At 69.3% G+C, this 13,521-nt stretch carries 13 protein-coding genes; 9 read left to right on the top strand and 4 right to left on the bottom strand.

Annotated elements, in window-relative coordinates; genetic code table 11:
* The first annotated feature begins 4 nt into the window (after positions 1–4).
* The 4 genes from ABZ876_RS16735 (at position 5) to pssA (ending at position 3,396) form a co-directional block, all read left to right on the top strand.
* Positions 5–517, top strand: a complete 513-nt coding sequence (locus tag ABZ876_RS16735) for a MaoC family dehydratase (protein WP_234518857.1) — start codon at positions 5–7, stop codon at positions 515–517.
* Between the two features lie 2 nt (positions 518–519).
* Positions 520–1,725, top strand: coding sequence for an acyl-CoA dehydrogenase family protein (locus ABZ876_RS16730; RefSeq protein ID WP_361780768.1), 1,206 nt, complete (start codon positions 520–522; stop codon positions 1,723–1,725).
* Positions 1,726–1,895: 170 nt separating this feature from the next.
* Positions 1,896–2,552, top strand: coding sequence for a phosphatidylserine decarboxylase (locus ABZ876_RS16725; protein WP_234518874.1), 657 nt, complete (start codon positions 1,896–1,898; stop codon positions 2,550–2,552).
* A gap of 22 nt (positions 2,553–2,574) precedes the next feature.
* A complete protein-coding gene (gene pssA, locus ABZ876_RS16720) occupies positions 2,575–3,396 on the top strand; it encodes a CDP-diacylglycerol--serine O-phosphatidyltransferase (protein WP_361781326.1) in 822 nt (273 codons plus the stop codon).
* A gap of 149 nt (positions 3,397–3,545) precedes the next feature.
* Here pssA and ABZ876_RS16715 read toward each other — a convergent pair whose 3' ends face one another.
* Positions 3,546–4,718, bottom strand: coding sequence for a glycerate kinase (locus tag ABZ876_RS16715; RefSeq protein WP_361781323.1), 1,173 nt, complete (start codon positions 4,716–4,718; stop codon positions 3,546–3,548).
* Between the two features lie 166 nt (positions 4,719–4,884).
* Here ABZ876_RS16715 and ABZ876_RS16710 point away from each other — a divergent pair, with 166 nt between their 5' ends.
* The gene (locus ABZ876_RS16710; RefSeq protein WP_361780765.1) at positions 4,885–5,958 is read left to right on the top strand and encodes an ADP-ribosylglycohydrolase family protein; all 1,074 of its coding nucleotides are present in this window, start codon (positions 4,885–4,887) and stop codon (positions 5,956–5,958) included.
* Positions 5,959–6,020: 62 nt separating this feature from the next.
* Positions 6,021–6,512, top strand: a complete 492-nt coding sequence (locus ABZ876_RS16705) for an NUDIX hydrolase (protein ID WP_361780762.1) — start codon at positions 6,021–6,023, stop codon at positions 6,510–6,512.
* A 157-nt stretch (positions 6,513–6,669) separates the two neighbouring features.
* Here the strand turns inward: ABZ876_RS16705 and ABZ876_RS16700 are convergent, their stop codons facing one another.
* Positions 6,670–7,116, bottom strand: coding sequence for a MarR family winged helix-turn-helix transcriptional regulator (locus ABZ876_RS16700; RefSeq protein WP_361780759.1), 447 nt, complete (start codon positions 7,114–7,116; stop codon positions 6,670–6,672).
* Positions 7,117–7,224: 108 nt separating this feature from the next.
* On the opposite strand from ABZ876_RS16700, the gene ABZ876_RS16695 reads away from it, so the two are divergent.
* Complete coding sequence (locus ABZ876_RS16695; protein WP_361780756.1) at positions 7,225–8,154, top strand: alpha/beta hydrolase; 930 nt, start codon at positions 7,225–7,227, stop codon at positions 8,152–8,154.
* 393 nt (positions 8,155–8,547) lie between these two features.
* Positions 8,548–9,444 carry a hypothetical protein gene (locus ABZ876_RS16690; RefSeq protein ID WP_361780753.1) on the top strand — a complete coding sequence of 299 codons (897 nt, stop codon included), beginning with the start codon at positions 8,548–8,550 and terminating at the stop codon, positions 9,442–9,444.
* A 125-nt stretch (positions 9,445–9,569) separates the two neighbouring features.
* On the opposite strand, the gene ABZ876_RS16685 is transcribed toward ABZ876_RS16690, so the two are convergent.
* Entirely contained in the window at positions 9,570–9,875 is a 306-nt protein-coding gene (locus ABZ876_RS16685; RefSeq protein WP_361780750.1) for a hypothetical protein, read from the bottom strand.
* 265 nt (positions 9,876–10,140) lie between these two features.
* Between ABZ876_RS16685 and ABZ876_RS16680 the strand changes: the two genes are divergently transcribed.
* Positions 10,141–11,790 carry a recombinase family protein gene (locus tag ABZ876_RS16680; protein ID WP_361780747.1) on the top strand — a complete coding sequence of 550 codons (1,650 nt, stop codon included), beginning with the start codon at positions 10,141–10,143 and terminating at the stop codon, positions 11,788–11,790.
* A gap of 192 nt (positions 11,791–11,982) precedes the next feature.
* Here the strand turns inward: ABZ876_RS16680 and ABZ876_RS16675 are convergent, their stop codons facing one another.
* The gene (locus ABZ876_RS16675; protein ID WP_361781320.1) at positions 11,983–13,347 is read right to left on the bottom strand and encodes a replication initiator; all 1,365 of its coding nucleotides are present in this window, start codon (positions 13,345–13,347) and stop codon (positions 11,983–11,985) included.
* Positions 13,348–13,521 lie beyond the last annotated feature (174 nt).

The raw sequence follows: 13,521 nt of genomic DNA, 5'->3' as shown, positions 1-13,521 counted from the left end.
GGCCATGCAGTTCGGACGGACCTACGAGGAGTTCGAGGTCGGGGCGACGTACAAGCACTGGCCGGGCAAGACGGTCACCGAGTACGACGACCACCTGTTCTGCCTCCTGACCATGAACCACCACCCGCTCCACATGGACACGAACTATGCGGAGAAGACGACGGACTTCGGCAGGAACGTCGTCGTCGGGAACTACGTCTACTCGCTGCTGCTCGGCATGTCCGTCCCGGACATCTCGGGCAAGGCGATCGCCAACCTGGAGATCGAGTCGCTCAAGCACGTGGCGCCGACCTTCCACGGCGACACCATCTACGGCGAGACGACCGTGCTCGACAAGTGGCCGTCGAAGTCGAAGAACGACCGCGGCATCGTCCACGTCGAGACCAAGGGCTACAAGCAGGACGGCACGCTGGTGTGCGTGTTCCGCCGCAAGGTGATGGTCCCCACCGAGACGTACATCAAGGAGCGCGGCGGCGAGCAGCCCGGCCGCCCGGAGCTGAAGCAGCAGGAGAAGTAGAGATGAGCCGTCTCGCCCAGACCCACGGTCTCACGGACGTCCAGCAGGAGATCCTCTCCACGGTCCGTGACTTCGTGGACAAGGAGATCATCCCGGTCGCGACCGAGCTGGAGCACCGCGACGAGTACCCGCAGCAGATCGTCGACGGCCTCAAGGAGCTCGGCCTGTTCGGTCTGATGATCCCCGAGGAGTACGGGGGCCTGGGCGAGTCGCTCCTCACCTACGCGCTGTGCGTGGAGGAGATCGCCCGCGGCTGGATGTCGGTCTCCGGCATCATCAACACGCACTTCATCGTGGCGTACATGCTCAAGCAGCACGGCACACAGGAGCAGAAGGACCACTTCCTGCCGAAGATGGCCCTCGGCGAGATCCGCGGCGCCTTCTCGATGTCGGAGCCCGCGCTCGGCTCCGATGTGTCGGCGATCACGTCCAAGGCGGTCAAGGACGGCGACGAGTACGTCCTGACCGGCCAGAAGATGTGGCTGACGAACGGCGGCACGTCCTCGCTCGTGGCCGTCCTCGTCCGGAGTGACGAAGGACACCCCGAGGGCACCGCGCCGCACAAGTCGATGACGACCTTCCTGGTCGAGAAGGAGCCCGGCTTCGGCGAGGTCCGCCCCGGCCTCACCATCCCCGGCAAGATCGACAAGATGGGCTACAAGGGTGTCGACACCACCGAGCTCATCATGGACGGTCTGCGCATTCCGGCCGATCGGGTGCTCGGCGGGGTCACCGGCCGAGGGTTTTACCAAATGATGGACGGAGTCGAGGTCGGCCGGGTGAACGTCGCGGCACGTGGCTGCGGTGTCGCACAGCGTGCCTTCGAGCTGGGCGTCTCGTACGCGCAGCAGCGGCACACCTTCGGCAAGCCGATCGCCCAGCACCAGGCCATCCAGTTCAAACTGGCGGAGATGGCCACCAAGGTGGAGGCGGCCCATGCGATGATGGTCAACGCGGCCCGCAAAAAGGACTCCGGTCAGCGAAACGACCTCGAGGCGGGCATGGCGAAGTACCTCGCCTCGGAGTACTGCAAGGAGGTCGTGGAGGACGCCTTCCGGATCCACGGCGGGTACGGCTTCTCCAAGGAGTACGAGATCGAGCGTCTCTACCGCGAGGCTCCGATGCTTCTGATCGGTGAGGGTACCGCCGAAATCCAGAAAATAATCATCGGTCGCCGACTGCTCGAAGAGTATCGACTCCAGGGCTAGTTATCCGTTTTCGGGGTGTTTTCTTCGCGAAGAAGATCACACCCCGTCAACGCTCTTCGGCCGCCGACTCGGCTTCCTCGCTTGCCGAGTTGCGGCCCGCGCCCGGTACGATCGCCGGAAAGCCGCCGTCCCCCGTCGAAGCGCGGCATCATCCGCTACGAAGGTCATCCATGCCCCACAGCCAAACCTCTGCACCACGCGACAGCCTTGTCAGCGTACGTCTCGCGCGCGGAGCATCGCCGTGGCTTCTCCCGACCGTTGCCACCGCAGCACTCAGCCTGGCCCGGGCGCGCCGTTCCGGCGCCGCCAAGGCCGTGGCAGTGCCCGCCACCGCGCTCGCGGCGGGCATGCTGTGGTTCTTCCGCGACCCCGAGCGTGAGATCGCCCAGGGCCGGGTCATCTCGCCTGCCGATGGTGTGGTGCAGAGCATCATGCCGTGGAAGGACGGCCGCACCCGCGTCGCGATCTTCATGAGCCCGCTCAACGTCCACGTGAACCGCGCGCCGCTGGCCGGCACGGTCACGTCGGTCGAGCACATCCCGGGCGGCTTTGTTCCCGCTTTCAACAAGGAGAGCGAGAACAACGAGCGCGTAGTCTGGCATTTCGACACCGAACTCGGCGACATCGAGATGATCCAGATCGCCGGCGCGGTGGCCCGTCGCATCGTCCCCTACATCCCGCAGGGCACGAAGGTCGAGCAGGGCGACCGCATCGGCCTGATCCGCTTCGGCTCGCGTGTCGACCTCTACCTGCCGGAGGGTGTGGAGGTCGCGGTCGAGGTCGGCCAGAAGACCGTGGCTGGAGTGACTCGCCTTGACCGTGATTGATCGTGATACCAAGGCCGGCTGGGTGCCGGAGGCCGACGAGGTGGACGACGAGGAGGAGATGCCTCTCTCGCTCCGCCTCTCGATAGCGGACACCCTCACCCTCGGCAACGCCACGTGCGGCTTCATGGCGGTGTACTTCACCACCACCGGCATCCTGATCCCGCACCTCACGGGCAACGACGAGTCGACGGGCATGGCCCGGCACAGCGCCGCCACGGCCGTGATCCTCATGCTGTGCGCGGCGGTCTTCGACCTGTTCGACGGCCTGGTCGCCCGTAAGCTCCGCTCCTCGCCCATGGGCGCCGAGCTGGACAACCTCTCGGACCTGATCAGCTTCGGTCTGGCCCCGGCGTACTTCGTCCTGGTCTACGGCATGGTGGCGGACGACGCGCACCAGCGGGTGGCCGCGCTCGGGGCGATCGTGGTGCTGCTCGCGGTGGTACTAAGGCTTGCGAGATTCTCCTGCGTGACGATGAAGGACGGCATGTTCCAGGGCATGCCCTCGCCGTTCGGCGCGCTGACGGTGGTCTCGATCGTGCTGCTGGAGCTGCCGTTCTTCGCCACCCTGCTGGCGATCCTCGGCACCGCCTGGCTGATGGTGAGCCGGGTGGAGTACCCGAAGCCGCGAGGCCGCCTCGCCGGGGCGATGCTGTCCTGGATCGTCCTGTCGATGGGACTCCTGGCGGCCTGGGCCTTCGACGCCCCCAGCGGCCAGCTGCTCCTTCAGACGGGCTGCGCGCTGCAGCTGGTCATGGGCGCGGTGATTCCGCTGTTCGCCACGGCGCGCCGGGTGAACAACTTCCGCGGCAACCGCCGCGAGGCGCGCGCCGCACAGCTGCCGTAGCGGACGTGGACACGCGAAGGGCCCCGAACCGGTCGGTTCGGGGCCCTTCGCGTGTCCCGGAGACCTTCGGAGGACTCTTCGCCCGTGCCTGAGGCCGGGCGCCGGGGCCTTCCCGGGTGCCTGGCCGGCGAGGGCGAGAGGGGCGGGGCTCAGGTCAGGTGGTTTCGGGCGATGCGCTCCGCCACTCGTTCCAGGATCGGCCCGGCGTCGGCGAGGCAGCGGCCCACGTCCGGTTCCAGCTCCGTCAACGGGTAGGCCCGGCCGATGCCCGCCTTTTCCAGGGCCTCCGCGGGCAGGGCGAGCCGGCCGCACACCGCGACCACCTCCCTGCCCGCCGCCCTCGCGGCCGCGGCCACCCCCGCCGGAGCCTTGCCGTGCAGGGTCTGCGCGTCCAGCGACCCCTCCCCCGTGATCACCAGGGAGGCCCGCTCCAGCGCCGGCGCGAAGCCCAGCACGTCCAGCATGACGCCGATGCCGCGCCGGAACCGCGCCCCGAGGATCAGTGCCGCGTACCCGATGCCCCCCGCCGCGCCCGCGCCCGCCGACGCGGCCAGCTCCGCCGCGCGAGGGCCGATCGTCTCCTCCAGCACCTTCGCGTAGTGGGCGAGCCCCGCGTCCAGCGCCTCCACGTCGTCCGGCGAGGCGCCCTTCTGCGGCCCGTACACGGCCGGGGCGCCCGCCGGCCCGGTCAGCGGGTTGTCGACGTCGCTCGCGAGCACCAGGTCGACCGAGGCGAGCCGCGCGTCCAGGCCCGACAGATCGGCGCGAGCCAGGCTCGCCAGCCCTCCGCCGCCCGGCGGCACCGGCTCTCCCTCGGCGTCCAGGAACCGCGCCCCGAGCGCGGACAGCATCCCCGCGCCCCCGTCCGTCGTGGCGCTCCCGCCGACCCCGAACACGATCGTCCGCGCCCCCGCGTCCAGCGCGGCCCGCACCAGCTCCCCCGAGCCGTACGTGGACGCCGTCAGCGGCGCGAAGACCCCCGCGGGCAGCCGCTGGAGCCCGCTCGCCTCCGCCATCTCCACGACCGCGGTCTCACCGCGCAGCGCGAACGCCGCCGTCACCTCGTGGCCGAGGGGACCGGCCACCCGTACCTCGTGCCGTTCGAACCCGGCCGCGACCGCCGCGTCCACCGTCCCGTCGCCTCCGTCGGCCACGGGCAGCGCCTCGACCTCCAGCCCCGGCACGACACGGCGCAGCCCCGCCGTCACCCGCTCCGCGACCTGTACGGCGGTCAGCGACCCCTTGAACTTGTCCGCGGCGACGAGCACCCGCTGTGCGGGCCGTTCCGTCCCGGCCGGCCGTGCCTCCCGGGTGTCGTTCACTGCAGCGTCTGCCACCTGCACTCCCCTTGCTCTGCGAGCCTTGCGCACGTCAAGGCAGTCGCGCCGCTGCGACCTTAACCGCAGCACGGCCCGGCCGTCATGCCCCTCCCGCAGGCGGAGGCGCCGGCCGTGGGCAACCCTCGCGGAAACGGGTAGAGGTCCCTGCATGACCCTTGTGGGCGCCGATCTCCGCGACCGCATCCTCGGCGGCTGGCTGGGCCGGATCGCGGGCAACATGCTCGGCAAGCCGGTCGAGCGGGGCGAGGTGTGGACCCGGGACCGTATCGACCGCTATCTGCGGCGGGCCGGGGCCCTGCCGCTCACCGACTACCTGCCGGAGCCCGCCACCGAGAGCGAGGCCCTCGATCTGCGGCCCGAGTGGCGCCAGTGCGTACGCGGCCGGATCCACGGCAGCTGCCGCGACGACGACATCGACTACGCGATTCTCGGCCTCGACCTGCTGGAGAGGCACGGCTTCGGCTTCAGCACCGAGCAGGTCGGCGAGCTGTGGCTGCTGCGGATGCCGTACCTCCAGACCTTCACGGCGGAGCGGGCCGCGTACCGCAATCTGGCGAACGGCCTCAAGCCCCCGCTGACGGCCACGTTCGACAACCCCTACCAGGAGTGGATCGGCGCCCTGATCCGCGCCGACGTCCACGGCTGGACCTGGCCCGGCGACCCACCTCGCGCCGCCGCGCTGGCCCGCCGGGACGCGGTGCTCTCCCACACCGGGAACGGGGTCTACGGGGCGATGTGGGCGGCCGCGCTGATCTCGGCGGCGTTCACCGCGCCCACCGTCCGGGACGCCCTGGACACGGCGCTGGCGGTGATCCCCGCGAGCAGCCGGCTCGCCCGTACCGTACGCCGGGTGATCTCGCTCCACGAGACCCGGCTGAGCTGGGAGGAGACGCTCGACACGGTCTCCGTGGAGACGGCCGGGCTGGGCTGGATCCACACGGTCCCCAACGCCGCGGTGCTCACCGCCGGGCTCCTGTACGGCGACGGCGATTTCACCCGGACCATCGCGCTGACCGTCCGCGGGGGTCTGGACACCGACTCCAACGGCGCCACCGCGGGCTCGGTCGCGGGCGTCCTGACCGGGGCGGCGGCGATCCCCGCGCACTGGACGGATCCCCTTCAGGACAGGGTCCGCAGTGCCGTCTTCGGCTTCGACGGCATCCGCATCACCGAGCTCGCCGAGCGCACACTGCGGCTGGCGGAGGCTGCGGGGGGCGCCTAGGGGTGTGGGCCGCGACCGCGGCGGGCGTGTTGGCCGGGCCCGGGGCTGGTTACCCTTCGTGGATGACCACTCAGGATTTCGCCGCCTACATCGCGTCCCTGCCCCGCGTCCTGGCCGGTGCGGCCGCGGTCTTCCGGGACGCGGAGGGCCGCGTCCTGCTCGTCGAGCCCAACTATCGCGAGGGATGGGCGCTGCCCGGCGGCACCGTCGAGTCGGACACCGGAGAGACCCCGCGGCAGGGCGCCCGGCGGGAGACCGCGGAGGAGATCGGCCTCGACGTCGAGCTCGGACGGCTGCTCGCGGTGGACTGGGTGCACGGGACGGCGCGGCCGCCGCTGGTGGCGTATCTGTACGACGGCGGGGTCCTCGGCGAGGAGGACCTCAAGGCGATCCGGTTGCAGGAGGAGGAACTGCTGTCCTGGCGGCTCGTGCCCCGGGAGCAGCTCGTCGAGTATCTGCCGGGCGCCCTGGGCCGCCGTGTGCTGGCCGCGCTCGACGTGCTGACGGAGGGCGCGGGGACGGTGGAGCTGGAGAACGGCCACCGCGTCGGCTGAACGGCTCCGTCGGGCAGGATGTCATCACGCCTCAGGGACTGACGGGCATCTCGGCATTCGCCTGGGTCCGCGCCGGTCTCGACGGCCCTGTCTCGGGAACGCCGGCCATACGGCACATCGACACGGATCCCGGCCGGGCCATGCCCGCCCCGTCCCCTCATCCCGGCCGGCCGTGGGAGCCCGCCTCGAGGGTTGCGCGAAGGATGGCCAGGGTTGAGGCGATGCGGGCCAGGTCGTCGGGGGGAACCGCCGCTGTCAGTGAGATGAGCTCGCTTTCGACAATGGGGCGGGAAGCGGACAATTGCTTCTCACCCGCGGATGTGAGGCGGAGGACGGACGAGCGGCGGTCCTGGGGGTGCGCGACCCGCAGGCACCAGCCCGCAGCCACCAGCCGGTCGACCGCCTTGCTGACGGCCCCCACGGTGATCGCCAGTTCGCCGGCGATGTCGAGCACGCGGCACCCCGGCACGCGGTCGATGATCTCCAAAAGCTCGAACTGTCCCAGCCCCAGCCCTTGTTCGGCGCGCAACCGTGCGCTCACCGCGTTGTAGAGCCGGGTCTCGACGCGGACCAGATCGGTGAAGATCGGGGTGATGTGGCTCACATTGGCTCCAATGAATTCCTGGGAATCATCTTCCTTGGAATCCGGTTGGGGTCAGGCAGGTGGATTCCAAGGAATCCATCCTCGCACCCCGACCCATGGAGGCCCCGCATGTCCCGACAGCAGCGTGACGCCCTGGACGCCCTACTCCGTTCCGCCCCTCGCAGCAAGATGCGGCCCACTCCCGAGGAGCAGCGCAGCGGTTTCGCCGCGGCTGTCACCCGCCCCGCGCCGGACGGCGTGGTAACACGCAGGACCGTCCTGGGCGGGCGGCCGATACTGGAGCTGGAGCCGGCCGAAGCCTCCGGCCGCGGCCGACTGCTCTACCTGCACGGCGGCGGCTACGTCATCGGCTCACCGGACACCCACGCAGGGCTGGTCGGTGAACTGGCCCGCCGCGCCGGGCTGCGCGCGACGTCGGTGGATTACCGGCTGGCGCCCGAGCACCCTTTCCCCGCGGCTGTCGACGACGGGCTCGCGGCCTACCGCGAGCTGCTGGCGTCGGGCACCGACCCACGGGACCTCGTCATGGCCGGTGACTCCGCCGGTGGCGGATTGAGCATCGCCACGCTGCTCGCCGCCCGGGAGGCCGGGCTGCCGCAACCAGCCGCCGTGGTCGTCTTCTCCCCCTGGGCCGACCTCACCCTCGCTGGAGGAAGCATCCGTTCCAGGGAGAGCGCCGACCCCATTTTCACAGAGGCCGACGTGCGCGCCTACGCCGATCTCTACGTCGGCGCAGGCGACAGGGCGCATCCCCTGGCCAGTCCGGTGTTCGCCGACCTCACCGGACTGCCCCCACTCCTCGTGCAGGTCGGGGCGAACGAGGTGCTCCTCGACGACGCGGTCCGGCTGGCCGGCCGCGCGGGCGCCGACGGCGTCGAGGTCACGCTCGAAGTCGGCCCCGGCCTCCCCCACGTCTTCCAGCACCACTACGGCCGCCTCGACGAGGCGGACGCCGCACTCGACCGCGCCGCACGCTTCCTCACCGCCCACCTGAGCGCCGGGCGCCCGGGCGCCGACCATCTCGAACCAGTCCATTGACACCGACCCCGACGGCCTCCACGTGATGTCGGCGACGGCCGCAGGAGCACCACCGCCGACATCACGGGTTCAATTCGGTAAGAGTTCGCGCAGACAGACGCTGCACGGAGGCGGGCGCAGAGCAGGCCATGCCCAGGGCAAGCGTCAGTTTTGGAGTCGGACTCCTGTGTCCTCCCGTTGGCTCTGTTTCTGCCCGCGCGGCTGTGTCGGTCGACGCAACCTTTCACCGCAGTGACGTGTCTCTGGCAAAGCACCGTGCTACCGCGATCAGCAGGGGGGAATTTGACCGAGTACACGAGCGAGACGGCTCCGCGCGCCGAGGGTGCGCTGCGGTGGGGACCTGCCCGGTGGGGCGGCGTACTTGGTCTGGGTCTCGCGGGAGCGGTCGCTTCGGTGCTCCCTGTCATCGGTATCAAAGCGTGGCTGGGGGTCTCCGAGGACGGAATCCTCCTGCTCGTGTCGATGGCCGTCGTGGTCGTGGGACTGCTCATGGCCGTTCCGGTGATGCTCCTCGTGCTCCACGAGGTCCGGCGCTCATGGCCCCGATACGCAAAGACGGTGCTGGCCTGCGCGCTCCTGGCCGATATGGGAGTAATGCTGCTGCTCACCGTGGCCCTCCCATTCCGATGGGGGCTGCTCAGTTGCCTGATGTACTGCCTGCCCGCGCTGTTCATGGCCTGCGCCACAATCCTGCGATCGCGTGCAACCGTGCAGGCCGCAGTTGGGGGTCTGCTCGCCGTGTACATACTTGCGGTACCGGTACGAGAGCTTCAGCAGCACGTCGCCGCGAAGGAGTGGCTGAGGGCCACCGGGATTCCGTCGCGGGCGATGGCTCAGGTGGTCGCCCTGCCGGGGATGACGCAGGAGCCGTACACCTGGGACGGGAAGACCCTCACGGCGATGTTCGACCTTCCCATGGGGCCGTCACAGGCATGGATGGGAGCCGAAAGGGTGACATTGGGTTACGTCAACCCCTGCGGACCCTTGCTCGAAGGCGCTGGGGACGCGAGTGAAACCGAGTCGCCGCCATGTGTCCAAGACCGTCCGGGGCTTTGGTTCCGCGGTACCTCTGACGACGTCGTCGGATACGTCCTTCAGCGGGACGGGGTGACCATCTCCCTGACAGGGGGGTTGTGGCCTCGCGCGGGTGAGTCTGATGTCGAATACGCCGCAAAGCGGAGAGCCGCACTGCGACAGGTGATTCTGGCGGCCCATCCCGCAACCGACGCCGAACTGTGGTCACGAGAGGGCTCCACGAAGCCGACCCTGGTGGGTCTGCTGTTGCTCTGATAGTTCAATCCGCCCGAAGCTCAAGCAGACAGCCACGGCCTCACGGAGCCTTTTTCAACTTGGTTGAGCCCCGCCCTGCCCAGGCCCCGTTCTGCCCCTGCCGGCGCTCTCGTCCGGGACCCCGTTCAGCGCACGGTCACGCCGCGCATTGCGAAACGCAGCTCCTCGAACAGGTCACGCAGCTCGCTCGGCATGCGGGGCGCCACGACCGCGCCCACCTCGAGCAGGAGCCGGACGCCGCCCCGGAACTCCTTGTCGCCGGTGGGCTCGTCCAGCATCCTCGCCACCTCGATCAACGGAACCGCGATGTAGACCTCGACCTCGACCTCGTCCGGGAGGCCGTCGAGGTAAACGTCGTCCTCGGTGAGCACGAGATCCCCGATGCGGCGGACGGCTTCCCTGACGAACTGTGAACCAGTATCGAATGGCACCGTCACCTCATGTCGGTCAGTGAGCCCTCTTCCAACCTACCTAGATAGCGCCCTGGACCGAGGAACCCGCCCCCGCACGTTCCGCTGCCGCCTGCCCCGGGCGCCGGCGGCGAGTGCCCTCGGCGCAGTGGGTGCGCCCCGATATCCTTTGGCCCTGAGCAGGCAGGCGTCCTACTCTCACCCCCATGGACAGGCCCCTCGTAGCGATCCTCAGCGGCGCCGGTATCTCCACCGAACAGAGCATGGGCAGAAGTAACCTCACGCCATGACCGATGACCTGGTACAGCGGGCGCACTGGGGTGACTTAGACGGGCAGAACTGGGGAGGTTTGGTCCGGCTGTCCCTCGAACCGGATGCCGACGAGTTGTCCGCATCAGCTCCGGGCAGGACGCCGGACCACCCCGCCGGCAACGGCCCAAGATGGCGTCCGGCCACGGGCCGTGACATCAGGAGCCGGGAGGAGCAGGAGAAGGACGCCCGCCGGTTCGTCGAGAGTCGCGGAGGCAGGTACGTCTACACGTACGAGGAACCCGACACCTCGGCATGGAAGCGCAAGCGGGTCCGCCAGCCGGACGGAACAGTCGCCTATCGCGTGATCCGCCCCGTGTTCGAGGGTGCATTAGAGGACCTGAAGCGCGGGACGACGCCAGACGGTGAGCGCCTGGACGGCCTGATCGTCTACGACATCGACCGCCTCACGCGCGACAACCGGCACCTCGAAGACGCCATTGAGGTCGTGGAGAACTTCCGCCGCCCGATCATCGATATCACAGGCACGCTGGACCTCCTCACCGACAACGGCCGGACCGTCGCCCGACTCCTGGTGACCGTGGCCAACAAGTCGAGTGCTGACACGGCCCGACGAGTCCGCCGCAAGCACCAGGCCATGCAACAGGCGGGAATCCCCACAGGCAGCACTCGCCCCTTCGGCTACAAGGACGACAAGCGGACGATCGAGCCGAAGGAGGCCGCCGCGATCCGGAAGGCCGTGGAGCGCGTTCTCACAGGAGCGTCCCCGCGAGCGGTAGCGGCCGACTGGAACAAGCAGGGCATCACCACGACGCGGGGCAACAGGTGGAGTAAGGAGACTGTGAAACAGGTTCTCCGCAACCCCCGAATCTGCGGTTACCGCTCAAGGAAGGTTCGGGAGTTCAACCCGGAGACCGGGACCGAGAGCGTCAGGGTTGAGCCCGTCTTCGACGAGGACGGGGAACCGGTGAAGGGGCAGTGGGACCCGATCATCTCAGTCACTGACTGGGAAGCCGTCACCGAACTCATCGGCAGAGGCCCCCGGGCCGGTGACGCGTACAACGCCCGCAAGTACTTGGGAACAGGCACCCTGCGATGCGACAAGGCGGGCTGTGGAGCACTCTTGCGCGCGCAAAAGGCTCCGGCAAGCAGGAAGAAGCCGGAAGGGTTCTTCTATTACACCTGCCCTGACAAGCGGAGCGGATACGGGTGCGGTGGGGTCCGTATCTCAGGGCCGGAGACCGATGAGGCGCTCAAGATGCTCGCGATCGCCAAGTACGAGGAGGAAGCCAAGGACAGGGAGGCCACCGAGGTTCCACAGCAGTGGGAAGGCGAAGAGCAGCTTGCCCGAATCCGGGAGGACATCCAGGACTGGACAGAGCGCCGGGAACAGCGGCTGGTCAGCAAAGAGCGTTTCTTCGCGTTCCTCGCAAAGGCTGAGGCGACGGAACGCCGGCTCATCAATGAGCGGAACGAGTGGCGCCGTCGTTCACTGCGAGCTCAGGGAGCACCGGTCGACTTGAGGCACGTGTGGGATGGACTCGACTTCCTGGAACAGCGCGCATACGTGGAGAAGACGCTCTTGACCGTACTCGTCAGTCCTGCGGTCAGGCCCGGTGGACCGGTGTGGAATCGGCTCACGCCCATCTATCGCGAAGAGGACTGACAGGCGCTATCACGCCGGACCGGGCCCATCACGGCACACGCTTGCCGGAACGGGCCCGCCGGGTGGTTCTCACCTCTAGACCGAGAATGGCGTTTACTTGCCGCCATCGCTTATCGGACCATTTCGGAGCCTTCCGCGCCTGTTCTCTAGCCCACGCCCACCCAGCGGCTTCTGTGATCTCGTCTCTCGCGGTCAGTTGCCCACCGCCCTCAGCGAGCCGGACCGATCGTCGCGGGCAGCCTCGCGCAGGAGGGCAAGGTCTTCGGCGATTCCGGCAGCGATGAGGCCAGCGCCGGGGGTGTGGCCGGAGCCGACGTAGCGCCAGTGCCGTTCGGTGACCGCGTCAGGGATGTCGTCGTGGCCCATGTGGTCGGCCCGTTCGGCGCGGAGTGCTGCGTACGTGGTCGAGTAGGCGCGGGACTTGGTGAGGATGTGGCCCCGGTAGCCGAGCGTGTGAGCCCAAGTGCGCAGGTTGAGCGGCTCGTACTCGGGGAGTCCGCCGAGGCGCCAGCAGGTGTGCATGAGGGTGCGAACGTGCTGGCTCAGCGGCGCCGCTTCGATGTCGTCCCGGGTGGTGACCCTGTGGTCGGTGCCGGCGCCTGTCTCGCTCGCTCCCTTGGTGACGTACTTGGCCACGTACGCGGCCACCGCGTCATCGTCCGGGCCGTCGCCGTCGGTGCGCAGTGGCCGTGCATCGATCTGGGCGCCCCAGCGCAGGGCCAGCTCACCCACGGCCGGGCTGTAGGGCGTGCGGACCAGGACCCGTCGGGCGGAGGCGCGCACGGCGTCGATGAGGAGTTCCGCGGTTCCCCAGGCGGGGGGTTCGTCGTCGGGTCCGTTCGGGCCGTCGAGGCGTATGACAGCGTGCACGTGGACGGCCGCGCGTTTCTGGTACTCGGCGACGCGGGCGAAGGACAGCCGGGCGTGCTGTGCGAAGCGGGACTGGACGAGACCGACCGAAGACGCCAGGCGCCGCCGGACGTCGATGACGAACCGGTCCCACAGCTTGGAGGCATGCGCGTGCCACAGCACGTGGGTTGTGTAGTCGTAGCAGTCGGGGCAGATCGGTTGGCCGACAACCGGCGCATCCGCGGCGTGGACGGCGCCGCAGCCGAGAGGGCGGCCGTGTTCGCAGATTCCGCTGTCGCGGCGCGGGCGGCACAGCTCTCCTGCTCGGTGGAGCGGGCCGAAGGACGGGGCAGTGAGGGTGACGAAGAGCCGGGGGCGGTGGCGGACCGTGTCGGGGACGTTCTTGCCGCCGAGGAGGCCGGCGCGGACGAGGTGGTAGGTATCTCCGGCGTGGAGGCGGGAGCAGGCGGGGCAGACGGTTGCGCGGCGGTTGCGGCAGCGGACGAGGAGGCGTTCGCCGGGTTCGTCGCGGGTGTCGTAGCGGTGGAGGATCTCGCCCGTTGTGCCGTCCAGGGTGGTGGTCGAGCCGGACAGGTGGACGGGATGGGTGCAGCCACCGGTAGCGGTGATCTGCTCCAGCCAGCGGTGGAACTTCGGGTCTTGGGCGAGGCGGATGGCGTCGCGGTCTGCTTCGGTGAGCTGACGCAGGCGCGCCGCGCGCTCGAGGGCGGCGCGCCTGTCAGCCGGGGTGAAGTCCGGGGTGATGGTGGTGACCTTCCAGGGTGGGCCGCCGAGGCGGCACGAGTGAGGGTGGGTGGTGCGTGGTTGGCCATGGGGATCACCTCTTTTGCGGTGTCGTTGGGGTGGGGGTTCAGCGGATGG

This window comes from Streptomyces sp. NPDC046931, from assembly GCF_040644655.1.
Classification (GTDB): Bacteria; Actinomycetota; Actinomycetes; order Streptomycetales; family Streptomycetaceae; genus Streptomyces.
The sequence above is the reverse complement of the archived record's forward strand: the minus strand, read 5'-3'. Positions and strand labels throughout refer to the sequence as shown.

Coding starts and splice junctions, on each gene's coding strand:
- ABZ876_RS16735 (WP_234518857.1), top strand. CDS start 5: ATGCAGTTCGGACGGACCTACGAGGAGTTCGAGGTCGGGGCGACGTAC.
- ABZ876_RS16730 (WP_361780768.1), top strand. CDS start 520: ATGAGCCGTCTCGCCCAGACCCACGGTCTCACGGACGTCCAGCAGGAG.
- ABZ876_RS16705 (WP_361780762.1), top strand. CDS start 6,021: ATGACCACTCAGGATTTCGCCGCCTACATCGCGTCCCTGCCCCGCGTC.
- ABZ876_RS16725 (WP_234518874.1), top strand. CDS start 1,896: ATGCCCCACAGCCAAACCTCTGCACCACGCGACAGCCTTGTCAGCGTA.
- ABZ876_RS16680 (WP_361780747.1), top strand. CDS start 10,141: ATGACCGATGACCTGGTACAGCGGGCGCACTGGGGTGACTTAGACGGG.
- ABZ876_RS16695 (WP_361780756.1), top strand. CDS start 7,225: ATGTCCCGACAGCAGCGTGACGCCCTGGACGCCCTACTCCGTTCCGCC.
- ABZ876_RS16710 (WP_361780765.1), top strand. CDS start 4,885: ATGACCCTTGTGGGCGCCGATCTCCGCGACCGCATCCTCGGCGGCTGG.